At 69.3% G+C, this 22,082-nt stretch carries 11 protein-coding genes; 3 read left to right on the top strand and 8 right to left on the bottom strand.

The genetic code is table 11. The features are described 5' to 3' along the window. Positions 1 to 2,940, bottom strand: a 2,940-nt coding sequence (locus tag VGV60_09040) for a S8 family serine peptidase (protein ID HEV8701401.1), incomplete at its 3' end; no start/stop codon positions are given. Positions 2,941 to 3,321: 381 nt separating this feature from the next. Between VGV60_09040 and VGV60_09035 the strand changes: the two genes are divergently transcribed. From VGV60_09035 to VGV60_09025, 3 genes are read left to right on the top strand one after another with little or no spacing between them, the layout of a single operon-like run. Beyond that, positions 3,322 to 3,939: a biotin transporter BioY gene (locus tag VGV60_09035; protein HEV8701400.1), complete on the top strand. Its 618-nt coding sequence runs from the start codon at positions 3,322 to 3,324 to the stop codon at positions 3,937 to 3,939. Continuing rightward, complete coding sequence (gene larE / locus VGV60_09030; protein HEV8701399.1) at positions 3,915 to 4,706, top strand: ATP-dependent sacrificial sulfur transferase LarE; 792 nt, start codon at positions 3,915 to 3,917, stop codon at positions 4,704 to 4,706. Before VGV60_09035 ends, larE begins: the two co-directional genes overlap by 25 nt. A gap of 56 nt (positions 4,707 to 4,762) precedes the next feature. Next, the gene (locus VGV60_09025) at positions 4,763 to 5,755 is read left to right on the top strand and encodes a sensor domain-containing diguanylate cyclase (protein ID HEV8701398.1); all 993 of its coding nucleotides are present in this window, start codon (positions 4,763 to 4,765) and stop codon (positions 5,753 to 5,755) included. Positions 5,756 to 5,796: 41 nt separating this feature from the next. Here the strand turns inward: VGV60_09025 and VGV60_09020 are convergent, their stop codons facing one another. Genes VGV60_09020 through VGV60_08990 form a run of 7 tightly spaced genes read right to left on the bottom strand, consistent with a single transcriptional unit; the run spans position 5,797 to position 22,058 of the window. Further along, on the bottom strand, positions 5,797 to 6,786 hold the full coding sequence (locus tag VGV60_09020; GenBank protein HEV8701397.1) for an ABC transporter permease: 990 nt from the start codon (positions 6,784 to 6,786) through the stop codon (positions 5,797 to 5,799). After that, positions 6,776 to 7,759 (bottom strand): ABC transporter permease, encoded by a 984-nt coding sequence (locus VGV60_09015; protein ID HEV8701396.1) that lies wholly within the window; start codon positions 7,757 to 7,759, stop codon positions 6,776 to 6,778. Before VGV60_09015 ends, VGV60_09020 begins: the two co-directional genes overlap by 11 nt. Continuing rightward, complete coding sequence (locus tag VGV60_09010; GenBank protein HEV8701395.1) at positions 7,756 to 9,411, bottom strand: ABC transporter substrate-binding protein; 1,656 nt, start codon at positions 9,409 to 9,411, stop codon at positions 7,756 to 7,758. Before VGV60_09010 ends, VGV60_09015 begins: the two co-directional genes overlap by 4 nt. 22 nt (positions 9,412 to 9,433) lie before the next feature. After that, positions 9,434 to 11,731 carry a hypothetical protein gene (locus tag VGV60_09005; GenBank protein HEV8701394.1) on the bottom strand — a complete coding sequence of 766 codons (2,298 nt, stop codon included), beginning with the start codon at positions 11,729 to 11,731 and terminating at the stop codon, positions 9,434 to 9,436. A 1-nt stretch (position 11,732) separates the two neighbouring features. After that, positions 11,733 to 13,577, bottom strand: coding sequence for a hypothetical protein (locus VGV60_09000; protein HEV8701393.1), 1,845 nt, complete (start codon positions 13,575 to 13,577; stop codon positions 11,733 to 11,735). Positions 13,578 to 13,632: 55 nt separating this feature from the next. Further along, positions 13,633 to 15,678, bottom strand: a complete 2,046-nt coding sequence (locus VGV60_08995; protein ID HEV8701392.1) for an arginine--tRNA ligase — start codon at positions 15,676 to 15,678, stop codon at positions 13,633 to 13,635. Positions 15,679 to 15,707: 29 nt separating this feature from the next. Then, the gene (locus VGV60_08990; GenBank protein HEV8701391.1) at positions 15,708 to 22,058 is read right to left on the bottom strand and encodes a thrombospondin type 3 repeat-containing protein; all 6,351 of its coding nucleotides are present in this window, start codon (positions 22,056 to 22,058) and stop codon (positions 15,708 to 15,710) included. Between the last annotated feature and the right edge of the window lie 24 nt (positions 22,059 to 22,082).

Below are 22,082 nucleotides of genomic sequence, written 5' to 3'. Positions count from 1 at the left end.
GTTCCGGTCCTGGTTCGGATCGGAGTTGAGGTGGAACCCTTCCTGCGGGTTGCGCAGGTCGTGAATTTCGCCGGAAGCGGCCGGACGGGCCAGGGAGTACTGGTCGGTCCACGGCGCGTTATGGCCGCCATTGTAGACGTTCCCGTCGTAGGCCAGGTTGTCCGTCGCCGAGCCGGCCGGGCAGACGGTGACGCCGTCCGGTTTCAGATCGCCCGAGGCGAGACAGTTGTCCGGGCCCGGCGAGGTCACGACCAGGTCGAGGTCGTTGACCAGCGGTCCGCCGCTCCCCGGCGCCGACGGGATGTCGGTCCAGGCCAGCCCGATGACCAGCTCGCTCCTCAGAACCGCCAGCCCGCCGCCCGCGCCCACGATGGTCCGCGGGCTGCCCACGCGGAACCTGTGGGTCTTCGAGGTAGTCACGTTGTCGATCGCCGGCTCGCCGGTGGCGATGTCGTCCCACACCAGAAGACCCCGGGCCGGATGCTCGGGGGTGGACGCGGCGTTCCCGCCGCCGTTCGGGCTGTACACGAAGTTCTTCGACCAGTTGGCCAGCGGCAGGACGTGGGCCATGATCGCCCGGCCGTACCCCTGCTCGCTGTTCCCGATGACGCCGACGAACGTACCACCCGGCGAGCCGACGTTCATGGCGCGGGTGCGTCGGAGGTTGCGCTCGTTGACGTCCTGTCCCTGCGTTCCAACCAGGGTGCCGAACTTGGCCGAGGCCACCATGGCGGCCTTGACCAGGGCGCCCGAAATGTTCGGAACGCGGTTGGCCGTCGTCCGGTCGCCCGTCGGGTAGAAGCCCTGCGCGAAGTAGTCGCGGACGAGAGCCCCGGCCCCCGTGACGTAGGCGGCGGCGTACGAGGTCCCGAAGTTCCCTTCGTCGATCTGGGCGTCCACCGGCGCGGCGTTGTTGTTGTCACGGCTGCGGAACGCGGAGATGGAGGCCGTCTCGAAGGCCGGCACCAGGTCGGTGGCGGGGGCGGTGACGAGAGGCGCCATGCGCAGCGACTCCTGGGTCGCCGGGCCGCGCGATTCGAAGCCGACCGTGTTGTTCTCCTGGTCGTTCGTGCCGAAAACGGTCACGGCATCGGACCGGGTGCCGCCGACCGACACCAGGTTCTTCGCGGTCGACGGAGGCTGCGTCTGGATCGGCCTCGGGAAGTTCGGGTCCTCGTCGGCCGCCGTCCCGTTGAACAGGTCGGGGATGACGACCAGCATCAGGCCCACGCGGTTCGTGCCGGCCAGACCGCCGTTGTTGCCGACCGGGGCGAAGACCATGAAGTCGCGGTTGTTGTACAGGAACTTGTCGATGTCGGCCGCCTGCTGCGGATAGGTCCCGTTGGTCGCCAGGAACTGAATCGTCGAGAAGTTGTCCGGGGCGCCGAACGGCATGACCGCCAGGTGCGCTTCCGTGCCGCCGCCGACGATGCCGGAGCAGATGCCGGTGCCGCCGCTGAGGGGGCAGATCAACTCGCTCAGGCGGGTGAGGAGGCTGCCGGGGTCGACGTTCCCCCCCTTCTCGATCAGGGAGTTGATCGTACAGAGGGTCCGATTCGCCACGTCACTCACGATGATGCGGGCGCCCTTGGCGACGCCGTCGAGATTGGCATTGCGAGGCTGGCCGCCTCCGCCGATGCCGGACCGGGTCGCGAACACGCCGACTCCGGTCGGCCAGGCGGCAATCGCGCTCGCCACGAGGTTGCCGTGGCTGCCGGATCCGTCCAGCGCGCCGTCGCAGTCGTCGCCGTTGTCGCGGACCTGGATGATCGAGTGGACCTTGCGGTGGTTCGTCGACGGGAAGGCGTGCGTGATGTCGAACACCTGCGTCGCGGTCTGCGAGAAGCTGGGCGTGTCGCCCGAGATGCCGTTATCGATGACGCCCACGAGCTGCGGCGGCACCACGTCCGTGGCGGCCAGGCCAGGACCGACGTTCACCCTCTGTCCGTCGGCGACGCCCGACGCGTTTCCATCGATACCGCCGCCGTCCACGCCCGCGTCATCGAACGGCCGGATGAAGTTGGCGTCTTCCGCCGAACCGGTCTGGACCATGATGGGGACCCGGGAGTTCTGCTGCATCAGCTCCAAGTACTCCTGGATGTGCAGGACTTCGGGCAGACGAGCAATCTTTCCGAGGGCCTTGTGGTCCGCGCGGACCAGGTAGGCCGAGCCATCCACGCCGTATTCGGCTACGTCGACGACGCCGGCGACCCTCGCCAGTCGATCCTTCGCCGCATCGCCGCCGCGCACCATGGCGACCTCGAGCAGGAACGTCGGGTCGACCGCCCTGTGCCTGTTGATCAAGGGGCGCCGGCCGGCCTGCATGTCGATCTTGTCCGCCGGTTGCATGGCGTAGAAGAACGCCACGTCCTCGTTCTGGCGCAGCTTGCCAATCTGTCCCGCATCGACGTAGGCGAGAATCGTCGAGTTTGCCCGGTAGTCGATGATGGACGTGACGTCCCGGCGGATGCCGTCGAGGACGGCGTCCAGCCCTTTCGCGGCGATCGCCTCCGGCTTCAGCATGAGGTAGTTGGGACCGTGGGCCAGGTTACCCCTGGCGCCCATGCGGGTGACGTCGTTATCCGCGAACTTGAGGTCGGCCGGCAGGCCGCGCAGAGCGGCTTCGGCGTTCTTCGGGTCGATGTCCGCGATGTTCGTCCGCAGCAACCCTTTGGCATCGCCATCGACTCGCCGCGGGGACTTGAAGTCGTCGCCGAAGACCGCGAATTCGGCCGGCCGCAGCGTCGCAAGAGGCAGCTGGACGGTGGCCATCTTCCTCGCGTCCATCTCCATCAGCTTGGCGATGAAGGCGTCCTCTTCGTCACCGACGGGAGTCTGTGCCCTGGATGCCCAGAGCAGCATCGCCGGCGCGGCCAGGATGAGGCAGAGGCCGACGGCGACCAGTAGACGGGTGCACTTTGCGTTCGAAAGTGCGTTCATTCGAGTCCTCCTTGGTGGGCTGCTACAAGCTCTGCGGAAGATGGCATTGCGATGACCGAGGCTGGCACGGTCACCGTGAAGGCGGAAGGCGATGACCCGCTTCTGTCCCCTTGGGAGACATGGCGGGCGATGGGTAGCCCCCCCACTACGACCTCGCTAGGTTGTAAAGGTCCAGCAGTCGGCAGATCCAAACGGCGAACTTTGTAATGCGTTGCCCATATACTGTGAAGGGTTGGGACTGTCAAGGAAAAGTTGGGAAAGCCCAAAAAAGTCGGTCCATGACCCCCCGATTCATTGACAGGGAAATAACCGGCACCCTAGAATGGGGCGGTCTCGGATGGTTCTGGCCGAATTAATGACCAATTAAACGGGGGAGGGGGCATGAGCACGACGATGGGAGGCCTCGTTTCGCATCCCGAAGGGGGGCAGGCGGCCCCTGGCATCGGCAACGTCCGGTCGGTCTCTCGCCCCCTCACCCGGGTCGTCCTGGTGCTCGGATTCGCGCTTCTGACCTGGGCAGGGGCCAGGGTCTCGGTCCCGCTCCCCTTGACGCCGGTTCCCGGGACCCTCCAGACGCTGGCTGTCCTGCTCGCCGGAGCTCTGCTCGGCCCGCGCGCCGGCGCGGCGAGCCAGGTGTCTTATCTTCTTTTAGGGCTGGCAGGGCTGCCGGTCTTCGCTCTGCCGGGCGCGGGACCGGCCTACTTTCTCGGGCCGACCGGAGGCTACCTCGTCGGGTTTGTCATAGCAGCATGGACGACCGGATGGCTCGTCAGGAGGCTCCGCGGACTGGGAACCTGGGGAACCCTCGCCGCATTCCTGGCCGGGAGCGTCGCCGTCCATGCCTGCGGCCTGGCCTGGTTGTCCGTGTTTCTGGGCGGCCCTGCCGCCGCGTGGCGCGCCGGGTCGGTGCCGTTTCTCCTCTTCGACCTCGCCAAAGTGATGGTGGCGACGGGGATTCACGCCGGTTTCCTGCGATGGAAGGTCAGCTCGAGGCACTGAAGCGGATCCTGGGAGACATCGGTCCCTGCCTCGTCGCCTTCTCGGGCGGCGTCGACAGCACGTTCCTGCTCAAGGTGGCCCACGACGTTCTCGGTGACGGCGCTGCGGCGGTCACCGCGATCTCCCCTTCGTTCGCCGCGGCGGAGAAGGAGGACGCCGGGCGCCTGGCCCGTCTGATCGGCGCCCGACACCTCCTGGTGCCGACCGGGGAGCTCGACGATCCCCGCTACGTCCGAAACGACGCCGCGCGCTGCTTCTACTGCAAGGCCGAGCTGTTCCGCGTCCTCGCGTCCCTGGCCGCATGGGCGCCTGGGCGGACGATCGTCTACGGAGCGATCACGGACGATCTGGGCGATGACCGGCCCGGCATGCAGGCGGCGGCCCAGGCCGGCGCGCGGGCGCCGCTCGTGGAGGCCGGCCTCTCCAAGGCGATGATCCGGCGCCTCTCGAAACAGCTGGGCCTGCCGACTTGGGACAAGCCGGCGATGGCCTGCCTCGCCTCGCGCATCCCGCGAAACGTCCCGGTCACGCGCGCCGCGCTCTCTCTCGTGGAGCGGGCCGAGACGGCGGTCCGCTCGCTCGGGTACAGGCAGGTCCGGGTGCGGCTGCAGGGGGAAGGGGCCCGGATCGAGCTCGACGCGGACGGACTGAGCCGGTCGGCCTCGCCGCCTGAGAGGGAACGCCTGATTGCCGCCGTCCTGGGCGCCGGCTTTCCCCAGGTTCTGATCGATCCGCTCGGCTACCGGCCGGGGGGCGGCGCGTCCTGAGCGCTCCCGATCCGGAGCATCCCGGCAGCACCGATCGCAGGATCCTCCATTCCTTCATGGAAATTGCCTCCGCCACGGCCGGGGCGGAGGATCTCGACACCGTCCTGGAGAAGATCGCCGAGTCGCTCCGCCGGCTCTTCCCGGTGGACGGCGCCGCCCTGGGGCTCGTCGAGGGGGACAGCGTCATGGTGCGCGAGGTGCTGAAGCGGGGGGAGAAGGCGCCGCGCGATCCCGAGCGCCTTCCGGGCGACGCGTCCCACCTCATGGGCTGGGTCATCCGGAACGACAAGCCGATGTGGCGCAACGACGTCACGGCCGAGATGCGCTTCGCCGAGAGCGTGAAGCAGAAGAACCTCAAGAGTGACATGACCATTCCCTTGCGGGCTCGCGGCCGGGTGATGGGGGCCTTCCGCGTCGCCTGCACGAGGCGGCACGCCTTCGATCCCGAGGACTTCGAGGTCCTCAAGCGCTGCGCCGACATGACCGCCGTGGCGGTCGAGACCCAGCGCCTCCTCATGGCCACCAAGCGGCTGGCGGAGCTGGACGGTGTGACGGGGGTCTTCAACCACCGCCACTTCCGGAGCCTTCTCGACCAGGAGATCGATCGGGCGCGCCGCCTCGATCGACCGGTCGCCCTCGTCATGATCGACATCGACAATTTCAAGCGGTTCAACGACACCTACGGCCACCAGGCCGGTGACGATGTGCTCCGTCACGTCGCGCAGCTCGTCGCCCGCGTCCTGCGCCGCTCGGACGCCGTGGCGCGTTACGGCGGCGAGGAATTCGTCGCCCTGCTGCCGGACGCCGAGGCGCCCGACGCCCTGACGGTGGCCGAAAAGATGCGGACCGAAATCGAGAAGAACCCGCTCACCCTGCCCGGCATGCTGCGCCCCCTGCATGTCTCCGCCAGCCTGGGAGCGGCGTCGTTCCCCGCCGATGCCATCAACGGCCCGGACCTGGTGGCCGCCGCCGACCGGGGCCTGTACCACGCCAAGCGAACGGGGAAGAACCGCGTCTGCCATGCGGGCGCGGCGACCGGGGCGGGGTGAGGTCCGTCACCCGCCAGGGATCGATCGGGGTCCGCCTCCGGTCATGAGGCGGATCCCCGGCCCGATTCCGTCCCGGCGGCCCCCTCGGCCGCGGCGCACAAGGCGGCGAGGACGGCGATCAGCGCCAGGCAGGGACAGACGACGGGCCACCAGGCCGCATCGAGCGTCGCGCGGGATTCGGCGAGGATCGATCCCCAGGACGGGGCCGGCGGGTCGATGCCGAATCCGAGAAAGCTCAGGCCCGACTCGAGCAGGATGGCGTTCGCCACTCCGAAGGCGGCCATGACCCAGAGGGGCCCGGCCAGCAGGGGCAGAAGATGCCGCAGGACGAGGCGGGGAGCGCCGGCGCCGGCGGCTCGCGCGGAGACCCACACCTCGCCGCCCCGGTGCCGCAGGATTTCCCCCCTGACGTAGCGCGCCATCGAGGTCCAGCGGCTGAGCGCGATGCCCGCCGCAAGCGGCAGGAGCCCCGAGTGACCGAGGGCGGCGACGAAAGCGAGCGCCAGGACGAAGGGCGGGAAGCAGGCCACGATGTCGACGATTCGCACCACGACGAGATCCACCAGGCCGCCGCGCAGCCCCGCGAGGGCCCCCAGCGAGAAACCGATGAGCAGCGCCAGGGCGGTGGCGCCGAACCCCACCGCGAGAGACGGCCGGGCGCCGTAAATCAGCCTGGACAGGAGGTCCCGGCCGAGAGCATCGGTCCCGAGCAGGTGAATCCGCCCGGGCGGGAGGAGCGCCTGATCCAGGCGGACGCCGCGGAAGGAGTAGGGGACCGGCGGCATCAGGAGAGGGCGCGCGCCGCCGGGCGCGTCCGTCGATGCGGCCGCCGGCGCGCCCCAGTCGACGCGGCGCGCCGCGGGATCGTCGAACAGACGGCCGGCCATCGGCAGGTCGGCCAGGGCGGGATAGACCAGACGTCCATCCACTCTCGCCACGATCGGTCGATCGTTCGCCAGGATGGGCGCGAGCGATCCCAGCATCGCGATCACCAGGAGGATCCATGCGGCCGGCCGCGCGTCAGAGGGCAAGGGCCCTGTCCTCCTCCATCCCCTCGCGGACCCGGGGATCGGCGATCGCGTAGAGCAGATCGACCAGCAGCTGCGCCGCGACCACGACGATCCCCGAGAGCAGCGTGAGCCCCATGACCACCGGGTAATCCCGCCCCTCGACCGCCGCGAGGTAGAGCCTTCCGACTCCCGGCACGGAGAAGACCTGCTCGACCAGGATGCTGCCTCCGACCAGCCCGGGCAGGACCGCGGCGAGGAGGGTGATGAAGGGGACCATCGCGTTGGCGATCACGTGCAGGTAGGCGCGAGAGCGCGGCAGGCCCTTGGCGCGGGCGACCGCGAGGTACTCCCGACCCAGGATGGACCGGAACACGGCGCGCGAGTAGCGCGCGACGATCGCCCAGCCGGACAGGGCGAGGCAGAACGTCGGCAGGACCAGGTGACGGAGAAGATCGAGGCCCCGGGCCAGGGGAGAGGCCCCGTCCGCCGATATTCCCATGAGGGGCAACCATCCGAGACGGACCGCGAGCCACTGCTGGAGGAGAAGCGCGGCGGCGAACGGGGGGACGGCATAGAGGAGGAGAAGGGCCCAGGCTCCGAGCCGATCCGCCGCCCGTCCCGGGGATGCCGCCCCGAGAAGCCCGAATGGGACGGCGAGTCCGTAGATGATCAGGATGGACGCGACGTTGAGGCAGAGGCTCCAGGGGAGGGCATCGCCGATGACGGCGGCGACCGGCCTTCCATCACGAAGCGATCGCCCGAGGTCGCCTCGGAGGAGCCCCGTGGCCCAGGAGATATAGCGGGCCGCAGGTCCCTGGTCGGCGCCCAGCGCGGTGCGCAGGTGCGCGACCGCCTCCGCCGAAGGGGCGCCGCCGGCGGACCAGACCTGGAGGGGATCGGACGGCAGGAGGTTGAGGATTCCGAATGCCACGGCCGTGACCCCGGCCAGAGTCGGGAGCACGGACAGGAGGCGGCGCGCCAGGAAACCGATCACGGCCCTTCGTGGTCCAGGACCCGCAGCCGCGCGAGGCCGGGGTAGTGCGCGATCAGGCCGCGCGGGCCGGGGTGGACCCCGCCTATCCGGCGGACCATGGCCGCCCGCGTCATCGGGGAGAACAGGCAGGTGTACGGTTGCAGGTCGGACGCCCGCCGTTCGATTCTCCGATAGGTCAGCTGGCGCTGCACGGGATCCACCTCGCGACGTCCCTCCTCGATCCAGGCGTCCGTCTGCGGGTCGTTGAAGCCGGCGTAGTTCTGCCCTCCCTTGACCTGCGAGGAGTGCAGCATGCCGTAGGCGACTCCGTCCGGGTCGACGCTCGAGACGAAGCCCGAAAGCGCCGCCTGGAATTCCCCCTTCTGCAGGCGCCCCCAGAGGGTCGGCCAGTCGAGCCTCTGGATGGACATCTCGATGCCCAGGTGCTGCAGCGACTCCTGGGCCACCTGAGAGAATTGCACGTGGTCCTGCCCGCCGCTGAAGATCAGGAGAGCGAAGCGGAACGGTACGCCGCGGCGCGTCCGCAGGCCCGTTCGCGGATCGACCGGCCAGCCGGCGCGATCGAGGAGCTCCGCCGCTCCGGTGGGGTCGAATGGGGCGGCGGGCTGCGCGGGGTCGGGGGGCAGCACCGAAGGATGGAAGAGCGAGGCCGACACACGGGCCGCCCCGCGCAGGACGTTGCGAACATATCCCTCGCGATCGAGCGCCAGGGCCATCGCCCGGCGCACCAGGGGATCCGTAAAGAAGGGGTTCGAGCCATCCGAGCGCCACGCGATGTAATACGTGAAGAGCGACGGGTACTCGATCGTGTCGAAGCGGCGCGCGAAGGATGGGTCCGAGGCGTGCGCCACCCACTGCATCGGCGTGAGCGTGGCGTAGTCGATCTCCCCGGCGAGCAGGGCCTGCAGACGGGTCTCCTCCGACGGAACGATCGGAAGCTCGATCGAGTCGAGAAACGGGCGGCCCCCCCAGTAGTCCTCGTTGGCGGCCAGGACGATGCGCCGGCCCGCTTCCCAGCCGACGAAACGGAACGGGCCGGTGCCGACGGGCGCCCGGTTGGGGCGCGCCGTCAGGAAATCCTCGCGCTCGTAGAGATGGCGCGGCAGGATCGGCACCTCCCAGGCGGCCAGCGCCGGGGAGTACGGGAACCGATACGTCACCCGCACCGTCTCCTCGTCCGGCGTCTCCACCCGCTCGACAGGCAGGAACCCATCCACCCGCCCGACGGCGCGGCTCCTGGGATCGATGACGCGCTCGTAGGTGTACCTGACGTCGGCGCTGGTCACGGGCAGCCCGTCGTGGAAGCGAGCGCCCCGGCGCAGGTGAAAGGTCAGCACGCGGCCGTCCGGCGAGAACTCCCATGACTCCGCGAGACGCGGCACAATCTGCAGCCTCTCGTCACAATCCACCAGGCCGTCGCCCACCAGGCGGCCCACGGTGTCGCTGACGAGGTCGCTTCCCGTCACAAAATTGAGCGTCGTCGGCTCGCTCGAGAGAGGGAAGACGAACCGGCCTCCGTACGGGCCCTCACCCGCCCCGCGGCCGGTCTTCGAAGGAGCCGGGCCGCACGCGCCCGGGACCGCGAGCAGGAGGAGAAGGATGGCAATCGCCCTGAGCGGCAGCCGGAGAGCGGCGGGGGAGTCGGCTCTCATGCGGTCTTCCTCAAGGGCCCGCTCAGTCGGAGGTGAAGGTGGCCTTGCCCGCCCCGGTGTTGCCCAGGAGGTCGGTCACTTTGACGATCACCGTGTGCTCGCCGGGACGAAGCCCCGGGAGGCTGACGCTGTAGGTCTCGGTGCGAGAATCCGAGACGCCGTCCGTCGGGGCCATCGGCACCCAGCGCGCCGCGTCCACCGAATACTCCGCGCGGGCGATCGGTCCCGGCACATCGCTCGCCGACACGTCGATGACCACGTCCTTGCCGCTCTTGCGGGCCGTGACCTGAAGCGATGGCGGCGTGTTGTCCACCAGGAAGGGATCCCCGGTGAGACTCGCGGTCTTCGCCTGCCCTGCCGCATTGGACAGCGCATCGGTCGCTTCGACGCGCACCCGGTAGAGGCCGTCGGGCAGCTGCGTCGAGTCGAGCGCGAAATAGCTGTCGCGCAGCCCCTTCGCCAGCGTCTTCCAGGCGGATTCCCCCTCGCCCCGGAACGACAGGTCGAAGGACAGGGTGTCGCCGTTGGGATCTTCGGCCTCCCAGTCGATCGCACGCATGCCGCGCACGTAAATGCGTTTCTCGGGGAGCTGGGGTGGGCGCGACTCGGGCGCCCCGCTCTCCGGGTTCACCCGGATCCCGGTGAAGGCGAGGTCCTGGGGATCCGGCTCGGGGGCGTACGGCGACCTGTCGCGCACGACGCCGGGGGGCTCGACGACGATTCGTTTCACCGCCGGCGGCAGGTTGCCCGGCAGGTAGGCGACCGACACGGCCTGGAGAGCAGGTCCCGCCCCGGAAGCCCCCTGCCCGGCGCCGGCGCGCGCCAGGCGGGCGCGCCACTGCAGGAACCGGGCCGACGGGCTGGTCACCGCGCTCCCCTCGGGGTTGGCGTAGGCGGGCGACCAGTCGCTCCAGGTCGAATCGGGGGCGCCGCTGTTTCCCGAACGGGTCGTGACCTCGACACGCCCGCCGGCGGGCACGCTGGCCCGCCAGGAGATCCGGCCCCAGCGGGCCACGGTCTGGGCATCGCAAGTGGGAGACAGGTAGGTCCCCGCCTCGCTCCCGGCGGCATCCAGAAGATAGAGGCGGCCCACGTTGCTGCTGGCGGCGTACACCGCCTGCCCCTGTCCGAGGGCAAGCGACGTCACCTGGGACTCGGGGAGGCGGGCCAGCAGGGTGCTCTGCTGCGCCTCCGAGAGGACGCGGATGCGCCCGGGATCGCCGGTCCCGACGACCGGACGCCCGGACGGATCGACGACCAGCGAATAGACGACTTCGCTCTGAGAGGCCCAGATCGTCGTGACGCTCCCGTCCGGGTCGATCCGGTAGACTTCGCTTCGGGGCTGCGGTCCCGCGGTCGGCGTCGGCGGTCCCGCGGCGGAGGCGGTCACGGTCACGGTGGCCGTCGTACCCGATTCGACCCCGGGTATCACGACGGGAGGGTTCGACGGGCCGCGGGCGGGGGCGGGTGTTTCCTGCGGCGCGACCGGCTGACGGAGCAGGGGCATCGGCATCTCCCCCTCCTGGCCGATGGCGGCGGCGTAGATCACCCCCTTCGCATCGACGGCGACGGCGTTCATCTCGCGCAGCCGCGAATCGTAGAGGACGGTCGCCTTCCCCTCCGGGGTGATCCGGTAGAGGAGCCCCTTGCCGTCGGTCCCCGCCAGGAGATTTCCGGAGGGATCGAAAGCGAGCGCGGCGACGTGAAACTCTTCGCTGTCGAAGAACACTTCCCCCTTTCCCTTGCCCGGGATCCGGTAGATCACGCCCCCCTCGCCGGTGGCGGCGAAGAGATCCCCCTTGGGGCCGACCGCCAGATCCCAGATGTAACGGTCCTCCGGCTCGTAATAGACCTCTCCCTTGGCCTCGCCGGTGATCCGGTAGATCTTTCCGTTGGGTGAGGTGCCGGCGTAGAGGACATCGCTCCGATCCACGGCCAAGGCGTGCACGGCGAGGTCGCCGGTCTCGTAGTAGAGCGAGCCGGCTGCCCCCTTCGGCACGCGGTAGATCTTGCCGCCGTTTCCTCCTCCGGCGTAGAGCGTCCCCTTGCTGTCCACCACCTGCGACCAGAGGAACGGCTCGGACGACTGGTCGAGGGGCGGGACCTTCAGGGGCCTGAGCGCCGGGGCGAGGATCAGCTCGCCCGTGGCCGCCACCGCCGCCCCGTCCGGCTTCCCCTTCTCGAAATCGTCGTACGTCTCGAGCGTCCACAGGACGGGAGAGACGGCGAGGGCGGGGCGGGGGAGAACCGACAGAACCAGGGCGGCGAGCAGGATCCTCAACGCTCCCGGACGAACGTCCGGCACGGCGGGTGACGCCACGTCATTCCTCCACGTCGACGGTGAGCTGCTTGAAGCCGGAGATCATGTAATCGGTATCCAGGTTCTCCTCGGCGATTCCGCGGGACCAGAGTCTCAGGTAATTGCCGCGCGACTGCGGCCGGACCATGACCTGGGCGACCGACGGGGGGAGGTTGGGGAGCCGCCGGCCCTGGAACAGGATGCCGTTGTCGGCGCGCGACAGGACGGCATACACCTTGTTGTTGCTGCGCAGGTGATTGATGAGCCAGATGAGCTGGTCCAGGTCCCGCGGGTGGAAGTCGTCCCCTCCGGACTCTCCCTCGTCTTCGATCCGCGCCAGCGTCAGCCCGTCCCCCACCTGCAGGACGAGCTGGCCGGGCAGGGCCTCCTCCGGGATGGCCATGTCGATCTGGCGGATCACCTCGGGGCCGCGGAACGGCTTGATGGCGGCGGACACCTGGAGGGTCTCGCCGGGGCGCACGCGATCCTTGTTGACCCAGGCGCGCTCGACGCGGGCCAGCCGTCGCTCGTCCTGGTAGCCGAGGATCAGGTTGATCCCTTCGATGTGCACCGGATGGTACTCGTTGTTCAGGAGGAGCTGAGTGATGAACGCCACGGTGCCGGAGGCGTAGAGCGACGCCAGATCCCCCGCGAACAGGTTCTTCAGCTCGATGTCCTCCTCGCCCGACACCTGGATGGTCGATCCGGTCTTGTACGCCAGCGTCACCTCGCCGTAGTCCTTCTCCTCGCTGCTGAGGATGCCGTTCAGGGCGGCGTAGAGCAGGTAGGGCGCCAGGAAGGCGTCCTCCACGATGTCGAAGGCAAAGCGCTGCGGTCGCCCCATCTGCGACTGCAGCTCGAGGCGCACCGGAATCAGGCGCGGCTTCTTGCCGAGATACCCGAACACGCCGGTGGCGCGGTCCTGGCGGAACGCGCCGACCTCCTCCCCCGCGGAGGCGAACTTGAACGATTCCTGCAGGGAGGGGAACAGGCCGTTCACCTGGGCGGTCGTCATGATCAGGTCGGTCGGACCCAGGTTGAGCAGCGGGTGGCCGCAGGCCATGACGCGGTCCTTCTCGCGGTAGGTCACGGTGCAGATGGCGGCGATCTCGACGTCCCCCCTGACCAGCTTGATGCCGACTCCGGCGCCCGGGGCGATCTTCGCGTCCGCCGAGGCGCTCTGGGCCCGGGAGGCGGTGCCGCCCTGCACCGGCTGCAAGCCGGCTCGCGTCAGCGTCGGCGCCACCCGGTCGAAGGCCCGGGTCGTGAGGCCGCTGAACAGGAGTGGTGTGGCGATCGGAGTCATGGGAGAGGCCGCGGGCGCGGCGGGCGGCAGGAGCCTGTCGAAGTACGCGGCGAAGTGGGCCGGGAGCCCTTCCGGATCCTTCAGCAGGCCAAGGGGCGCGCCGTCGGGGCCGGCCATGGTGCGGCGCGCGCCCTGCGGCGACCCGGCGGGGGACTCCTTGTCCTCGACCTGAAGCATCTCCTGGATCGGCGTCACGCCGGCCACCGGCTCGCGGGCGAAACCCCAGGTGTAGGCGACCGCGCCCGCCAGCCGGTCGCCGAAATAGATCGGGCTGCCGCTCATGCCGCTCATGACCCCCGTGTTGGCGAGCGGCCCGCCCGCCAGGCGCACGAGGATCAGGTTGCGCTGCGGCGCCACATGCTCCAGGGTCCCGATCACCTCGACCTGGAAATCCTCGACGCGGGTGCCGTTGAACACGGTCTTCCCCACGCCCTTCATGCCGGCCTTGATCTCGCTGAACGGGATGATGTCCTGGCCGCGCGCGGGGAACGCGACGGCGGCCAGCAGGAGGAAGCGGAGGATCGTCCTGTGGACTCTCGGGCTACGGGATAAACGCTTCATTCGGATGAAGATAATAGCACAGCGCCCGAGGACGGACCGGAGGGCTCCGCCGGTCTCACATCCTCTCCGGCTCGGGAATTCCCATGAGCTGAAAGGCCTGGCGCATCTGTGCGAGGAACAGGTAGGTGAGGATCACGCGCGCCTGCTTCATGCGCAAGTCCGGCTCCTGCATGACGGGGTATTTGTGGTAGAAGGAATTGAAACGCTGCGCCAGGGTGAAGGCGTACTTGGCGATCTGCGACAGCTCGAGCGTCTCGACCGCCTGCGCGACCGTCTCGCGGAAGCGCGCGATGTGCGTCAGGAGCCCCCAGTGCTCCTCCGCCGCTTCCCCCGCAGGGAGATCGAACGCAGCCTCCAGGGCCCATCGCGCGGCCTGCCTTTCGTCCGGCCCGCCGGCGCGCCCCATCTTTTCGAAGATGCCGGCGGCGCGGACCACGGCATACTGAAGATAGGGCCCGGTCTCTCCTTCGAACGACAGGGCCTCGTCGAAGTCGAAGGCCAGGACCTTGTTCCGCGTGAACTTGACCATCAGGTAGCGAAGCGCTCCGACCGAGATGGCGCGCGCCAGAGCCTCGCCTGTCCCGGGCTCGAGATCCGGATTGCGCGCCTGCACCTCGGCCTGCGCCTGCTTCAGCAGGGCGTCGAGCAGATCGTCCGCCTTGACGCCCAGCCCGCGACGCCCCGACATCTCGATGAAGGGCCTCCGCCGATCCTCGTCGGCGAGGGCCACGCCCAGCCGCTCGGCGCTCGCGGGAGTCAGCGCCACCATCTCGTAGGCGAAATGGGTCGATCGGGCGGCCTGGTCGCCGTGGCCGAGCGCCTTCAGGCCCTCCACGACGATCGCCTGAAGGTAAGCCTGGCGCACGTCGATCACGTTGTAGACCCTCGCCGCCCCGCCGAACGCCGGGTGCGGCACGACGCCCGGTCCCTTGGCGGTGGACCACACGCGATTCCCGCCCGGACGCTCGCGGAAGGGCTCGTAGCCGAAATCGGCCTCGAGCAGGCCGAACTTCCACAGCTGATAGGCGATGTCCTTGCCGACGTACGTCACCGTGCCGTTGCTGCGCACGATGATCTTCTCCCCTTCCTTCAGATCGGCGAAGCGCGGCCCTTCGAGGGCCATCACCCAGCATCCCTGGCGCTCCCCCGACGCCACCTTCTCGATGGCCCGCTTCTTCTTGAGGAGATCGAAGGCCGTATCCCAGAACCGGTGGGCCAGGATGTCGCTCTCCCAGGGCAGCAGGTCGTATTCGACGCCGATGCGCGCCATCGTGTCGAGGTGGCAGTGGACGATGCGGCGGGCCACGTAGTCCGCGAGTGCGGAATCCGCGCCCTGCCGCTCCTCGAGGCTCTTCAGGACCGAGGCGCGCTGCTCCTTCGTCTCCGGCCGGGCCTGGTACATCTCGGTGACTCGGGCATACAGGTCCCAGCAGAAGGAATCGAAGCGGCCCTCGATCGCCCGTGCCTCCTCGAGGCCCTGCTGCAGGATCTCCCTGAATCCGATGACGATGTCCGCCACCTGCACGCCGGTGTCGTCGATGTAGTTCTGCACTTCGACCGGGTGACCGAAGAATCGCAGGCAACGGGCGAGGGTGTCGCCGAGGACGGCGTTGCGCAGGTGCCCGATGTGGGCCGCCTTGTTCGGGTTGATGTTGGTGTGCTCGACGATGATCTTGCCTCGGTCCCCGGCCCCGGCGGGCGGCGAGGCGATCTCATGCGCCAGGGCGCGCGCCGCCTCGCCTCGATCGAGATAGATGTTGAGGTAGCCGGCGCCTCCCACGTCCACCCTCGTGACTCCCGGCAGGGGAGGGAACGCCGCCGCCAGCTCCGAGGCGATCTGCCGCGGGGCGAGTTTCAGGCGCCGGGCCATCTCGAACGCGACCGGGGAGGCGAGGTCCCCCAGTCCGGGCTGCGGCGGGTACTCGACGGCGATCCTGTCCGGCGCCGCGCCATAGCGGGCGGCCAGGAGAGTCTCGAGGGCGCGGACGATGGCCTCCTTGATCGCTTCCAGGGGATCTCCTCCGGGCGCGGAGTATACAGAGAAAAGAGGAGTCCCGGGCGGGCCCGCTCGCGGCCGGCCGAATCCTCCAACAGGCTCCAAGGAGCCTGCCCGAATACTCGGACAGGCTCCTAAGGACAGCTCGGAGCGAGGGGCCGGAGCGTCCCGTCGCCGCGCCGGCCGAGCGCCGCCTGGCCGCCCGCGACGACCGGGTTGTGGCCTGCCAGGAAGTAGAGGCTCGCATTCGTCGCGGGCTGCAGCGAGGTGGTCACCGACACGCTCGTCCCCGGGGCGCCGTTCGCCACGTTGCACGACAAGGGAGCCAGGGTCGACAGGCCGGCGTCGGGCGTGGCCGCGGTGGTCGACAGGCCGTCGTCCGTCTGCGTGCCGCGGAACACGTCGAATCCGGACACCGCGGTCGTCTGCACGCGTGACGGCCATGACAGAGTCGTGACGCCGGTCAGGCGGTCGTGCGACAGCGACAAGGCGATGTCGTTGCCGTCGCCGCTGTACACCTGGAAGGACCGGCTGTTCGAAGCCGAGGCGGTGGCGCTGCTCGTGCACGTGGCGTCGACGCTGCAACGCACCTGGAGGCGGTAGACGCTGTCCGCGCTCGGTGTGTCGACCAGGGACGGCGTCGAGGACCAGTCCTGCGCGACGAGGTTGTCCCTGAAGAAGCGGTACTGGGTGCCGCCCCCGACACAGCCCCCGGGATTGCTGGTGCCCGCGGCCGACACGAGCAGCTTCTCGCCCGCCACGACGATGCCGTCGGCCAGATCCTCGGTGACCTGGAGGCTCACGTTGAAGCCGCTGTCGCCCTGGGTGGCGTCGCACGCCTTGGCGGGGCAGGCTCCCGACCATGGCGTCTTGGTGTCGGCCAGGGGCGCGGCCTGGGCCTGCAGAGCCCCCGTGATCGCGATGTCGTCGAGGTACCAGCCCTCGTCGCCGGTGGTCCCGACCCAGGAGCCGACCTCGTCGTACGAGGAGTCGCAGCAGTCGAATTCCCAGGACTGGGCGATCCAGCGGATGCGCACCCGCTGGCCCTGGAAGGTCGAGAGACTGAACCGGCTCTGGACCCAGAGGGCCCCGGTGCTCGAAGCCACCGAGCCGGGGGCCCCCGGCCCCGGACACTGGAACGTGCCGGTGGTGTCGCGCGGGTTGCCGCAGCTCGACCAGACTCCGAGCGGGTAGCACAGCGTCTCGCGGACGCCGCGCGGCGCGTACGGAGCGTTCCCGGTGTCGGCCGGCGTGAGGTTGCAGTAGGTCGCGGCGGTCCGGTAGTACGACCAGATATAGGGGATGTGATCGTAGACGTTCTCGAACGGCGCGAGCTTGTCCCAGACGCCCCAGTCGTCGACCGCGGCGTTCGGGTTGCGGTCGAGCTGGATCTGCACGTCGCCGTAATCGTTCGCCTGGCCGATCGGGACGCCGCTCCAGTTGTTGTCCATCATCGCGGCGATGTGGAAAAACGACAGCTCCAGGTCCCCGAGAACGGGGAGCGGCGTCAGGTTGATCGGGTTGGTCATAAACGCCGCCAGCTGCCGGAAGCGCGTGGTGTCCATCGTCCGGTCGGTCAGGAGCAGGTGATAGCCCCAGTGCAGCGAGTTGTTGCCGTCATAGGCCAGGCCGTCGTTCACCGGCGTCTGGTGCGGGGTCGAATTCGGGCAGGTCGCCTGGAGCGCGCCCGGCGGGCAGTGAATGTGCCAGTCCATGTCGTTGTCCGGGTCGATGACGCAGGCAGGGTCCTGCGGCGGGACGAAGAAGCCGGCGCAGCCGACCGCGGAGAGGACGTTGATCCCCCCGGGAGCGGTCGAGACCCAGACGCCGATGGTGTCGTTCAGGGCTCCGGGAGTGTTCTGCGCGCAACCGGTCGGGCCGGCGGGATCGGGACCCGGCAGCACCTGGCAGAGGCTGCTGAGATCGAACTGGGGATCTCCGTTGGCATTGATGGTGTTGCCGTTGCGGTTCGTGTCGAAATCCTCGCGGACGATGCCGTCATCGGCCGTCCCCATCCGGTTGTCGTGGCCGGCCACCCTGGGAGGGATGCCTCCGGCCGGGACGTCCAGGTCGAGCAGGAGCCGGATGCCCGACCGGGTGGCCGTGCCGACCGCCTCGTTGCTGGACAGCGTCACGGCGAAGTCCCCCTTGGCCGGATCGGTCGGGTTGGTGGTGCTGGCCCCCTGCGACACCACGAACTCGAACTCGCCGGCGCCGGCCGGGGTATTGATCCCCGGGGAGGCGGTGTCCACCGTCACGCCCGCCGGCAGGGACGGGATGACCACCGTGCCCTTGGTGATGCAGCCGATGTCGGGATCGCCCGACCCCAGGATCAGGGTGACGCCGGTGAGGTTGATGGCGCTGTTGTTCTTCACGAAGAGCGTCATGCGCGCCACTTCCCCGGCGTCCGCGAACGCATCGTGGTCGCCGTTGAGATCGCGCACGCCCGACGGCAACACGACGAGCGACGGCAGCGGCAGCTTCCTGCAGGCCATCTGGGTGGTGAAGCTGACGGCATCGTCCGGCAGGCCGTCGTTGTCGTCGTCCACGGTCTGCGGCGGATCGCACGCGTCGCCGCGGCCGTCCCGGTCGGCGTCCGCCTGCCGGAACGTCCCCGGGATGATCGGCGGATTCGGGGTCACCGGGCAGGTGTCGATGCTGTCCGGGACGCCGTCGCCATCGGCGTCGTCCTGGACCGTGCCGCACGAGCCGTCGTTGACGAGCCCCAGCCTCTGGCAGGTCTGCGTCACGAAGTTCCCGCAGGTCGCCCCCCCTCCTCCGCAGTCCTGGTTGACGTAGCAGAAGACCGTCGGGCTGTTGCTGCAGGTGCCGGCATTCGGGCAGGGGAGAGCGGCGGAGCAGGAGGTTTCGTTGATCAGGTTGCACGATCCGACCGCCAGGATCGCCGGGCGTGGATTCAGGCAGTCTCCGTCGCAGGCATTGCCAATGCCGTCGTTGTCGGAATCCGTCTGGGCCGCGTCGGCGGTGCGGACGCATTTGTCCAGACGATCCTGCACGCCGTCATTGTCCCGGTCGCCCGAGCCGGAGCACGCCGCGCCGCGCGTGGATCCGCCGCCCGCCGGCACCTGCGTCGGGTTGTAGACGTCGGGGCAGTTGTCGACGGAATTGACCCGCCCGTCGAAGTCGATGTCGTCGAAGTCGCAGGCGTCCCCCACGCCGTCGGCGTCCGAATCGGGCTGGCTCCCGGTCTCCGGATTCCTGGGGTTGGAGACGCCGGGGCAGTTGTCGCACAGGTTGCCGACGCCGTCGGCGTCGCCGTCCGGCTGGACTCCGCCGACGGGCGGGTTGTAGTCGAACGGGCAGTTGTCGGGCGGCGCCGTGATGCCGTCGTTGTCCAGGTTGCCGAACGAGTTCTCTCCCACGGAACCGTCGCCGTCCCCGTCGCATTCGGGGTCGAGGTAGTAAAACGTCATGTTCGAGTCGTTGACGCCGGCCAGCAGGAGATCCGGGTTGTCGAACAGGGACCCGAGGACCACCTGGCCGCGGAAGAAGCCGGGCTGGCCGGCCACCGCGGGAATGGTGAACGACTTGCGCGGATGGAGCGCCTGGATCACGCCGGTCGGCACCGAGATGTTGTCCGAGTCGGTGACCCCGAACACCGTGACGCTCGGCTGCGCGGAGCGTCGCGGATCGTTCACGCTGATTTCGACCGTCTCGTTGCACTCGTAGAGGCTGAGCCGATCGATCGCCAGCGTGGCGCAGGGCTGGCCCGCCGGCTGGCCGGCGCCGCCGAAGCGGCTGCAGGCCGGCGCGTGCACTGGCACGAAGGCGCTCTCGTCCAGCGGATGCACCTCGTCCCACTCCAGGATCGGATCGTCGAACCCGATGCCGTAGTCGGAGCGGCTGGCGTTGTTCTCCTGGGCGTAGAAGCCGAGGCCGATCTGCCACCTCGTGCCGGCCGATCCGGGGGAGAAGGCGCCGATCGGCTCGGGCTGGCCGGGGCCGATGCTCATGACGATCTGCCCGTCCTCGTAATCCAGGAGGCTCATGTCGAAGTTGCGCTCCGGCCCCGCCACCGTGTTCTGCTCGCAGCACTCCGCCGGAACGGCGCATCCGGGAACACAGACCTGCGGCGCGCCGGGGATCGGGTAGGGGAGGAAGTCCGGATCGGCGGTGGGAATCGGATTGCCGCTGTCGGGATTGGTGTTCGCGGTGAAGCCGGTGAACCCGGTCTCGTCCCCGTTGATCACCCGGTTCTGGGCGAACGTGTGATCCGGGTCTTCCAGCGGACCGAAGGTCCGCTGCGACACGCTGCTCACGGGATTGATCCCCTGGTTGTAGGTGTGGAAGACCGCGAGCGTATAGAGGTCCGGGAAGCGGGTGTAGATGTACATGCACAGCAGGCAGTTCCTGGCGTCGCTGTCGATGTCGTTGTCCAGGTCGATGCTGCCCCCCGAGTAGTCCGAGGTCTGGATGTTCATGTTGAAGCCGAGACGCTGGAACTCCACGGTGTACGGAAAGCCGCGCGGGTCGTTGACCTGGTTGACCTTCGCGATGATCGGCGAGTGGAGGACGTCGAAGTAGATCTCGGTCATGTCCGGAGTCTGCCCCTGGGTGGGGAACGGATACCCGTCGCAGGCGTTGGCGTTGGCATCCGGCGTGGCGGGATCGCCGTCCCCGGTGTGCCAGATGCCGGCCCCGCCGTTCTGGAACCAGGGGGATATGTCGGGATCGGCCCGCGCCGTCTGGAAGCCGCAGATGCCGGTGTGCATGGCGCAGGTGCCGCCCGTGCCGCACTGGGCGCTTGAGAAACACGCCTTCCCGGGTGTGGGACCGAGCACGCACACTCCGCCCCCCTTGTACTCCCAGACCGGGTTGGCGCTCATCCCGGCGGCCTTGCTGAAGCTGGAGCGCAGCGGAAACCAGCCGCCGTCGCTCGTGTCGAAGTTCCAGGGCACCTTGTCGCCGGCGGATGGGCCGGAGGCGAACGCCAGGATGCCGCGATCCAGCCGGCCGTTCGGGATCACGTCCTCCCCCGGGTCGAGCACCCCGTTGTCGTTGAGGTCCTCGCCGAGCGTGTTGCTCACCTTGCCGCCGACGGTGCGCGGCGCGAAGAGAGTCGAGAAGGTGACGTCCTCGTCCGGCCAGAACACGCCCTGGAAGGGATCGATCGTGTCGGCGCGGTCGATCTGGAGGTTCCTGTTGAAGTCGCGCACCTCGCGCCCGCCCGTCGGGAAGTCGGTCGAATAGTGCAGCGCCTCGGCATCGGCGTTGATCACGTGGCCGAAGGTGTAGGTGACGCGCGACAGCCTCGCGCCCGAGGCCCCGCCGTCGAGCTGAAGCACCAGGTCGACCCTGCGGTTGGCGACCGCCAGGGCGTTCGCCGCCGCCGCGTCGACGGCGATCGAGAACGTGATGCCGGTCCTCTGGCCGCCGGGCAGCCGGCCGATCGACTTCGGGGAGTCGAGAACGCGCACCGCGCCCGCTCCCGGCCCTGCCGGCGAGAGAGTCGCCACGACATCGTTCAGATCGTCGGTGCGCCCGAAATTCAGGAGGGCAATCGAGTAGGTCACGCGCTCCCCGGCGTCCAGGAACTGGTCGCCGTCGCAACCCCCGCCGATGAACGAGGGGGGGTTGCCCCGGCCGTTCACGTCGAGCGACCACTGGAGGATGCTGGGCGTGCACTGGAAGCGGGCGCGCGATTCGGAGCTGCGCGGCGAGTCGGTGTAGCGCAGGACGAGCGCCTGCCCGTTGTCCCCCTCGAGGACGCCGTTGTACTTCACGGCAGGCGATCCCAGTCGCGCCGGCAGGGGAGACGACACGTAGTCGCCGCTCCCTCCGAACGACTCCGCGAAGGAGACGCCCCTCTCCTCGTCCAGGACCGCGCCCGCGGCGTTCACCACCTGGAACAGCGCGTCGGCGCTGACCGCGGCCGCCGACGCGGCGCCCGGATCGAGAACCGTCGCCACCACCGTGTCGGAGCAGGAATACTGGTACTTGTTCAGGCGCGCCGAGGATCCCGGCAGGGTGTGCGAGGTCCCGTTCCAGCTCTGCGACTGGCCCGAGGCCATCACCGGCCCGGCGATCACCAGCGCGAACGGCTGGCCCCCCGCGTCGAGCAGGCCGTCGCCGTCCGCGTCCTCGCCGGCGTCGAGCCGTCCGTTGCCGTTGCCGTCCTCCTCGTTCCCGTTGATCAGCGAGATCTGCCCGGCGACGGCGCCCCCCGATCCCCGCCTGACGCGCACCTTCCAGGTGCCGGTCACCAGCTGGTTGCCGCCGTTCGGGAGGGAGGCGCTGACCGCGGACGACAGGTGCGCCGCCTCGATGTTGTTGTGGGTGTCGTGCACCGCGGCCTGCCCCGTCGGGCGGCCCTGCGACCACTGGCCCGCGCAGCAGGGCTGGCCTTGGATGTAGACGTTGCCGTCGTACACGACGTTGTCTCCGGGGGTTCCGATCAGGCCGTCCGGTCCCGGCGATTCGAGCTCCAGGTCGAGGTCGTTGATCAGCGCGCCGCCGCCGTTCACGCCGCCCACGGGGCTCGGCGGGTC

It is taken from the genome of Candidatus Polarisedimenticolia bacterium, assembly GCA_036001465.1.
GTDB lineage: Bacteria > Acidobacteriota > Polarisedimenticolia > Gp22-AA2 > Gp22-AA2 > Gp22-AA3.
This window is presented reverse-complemented; position numbering and strand designations above follow the sequence as displayed.

What these genes read in the sequence shown, in the direction of transcription:
- larE (HEV8701399.1), top strand. Translation starts at nt 3,915, where the DNA reads ATGGAAGGTCAGCTCGAGGCACTGAAGCGGATCCTGGGAGACATCGGT.
- VGV60_09000 (HEV8701393.1), bottom strand. Translation starts at nt 13,577, where the DNA reads ATGAAGCGTTTATCCCGTAGCCCGAGAGTCCACAGGACGATCCTCCGC.
- VGV60_09035 (HEV8701400.1), top strand. Translation starts at nt 3,322, where the DNA reads ATGAGCACGACGATGGGAGGCCTCGTTTCGCATCCCGAAGGGGGGCAG.
- VGV60_09025 (HEV8701398.1), top strand. Translation starts at nt 4,763, where the DNA reads ATGGAAATTGCCTCCGCCACGGCCGGGGCGGAGGATCTCGACACCGTC.
- VGV60_09010 (HEV8701395.1), bottom strand. Translation starts at nt 9,411, where the DNA reads ATGAGAGCCGACTCCCCCGCCGCTCTCCGGCTGCCGCTCAGGGCGATT.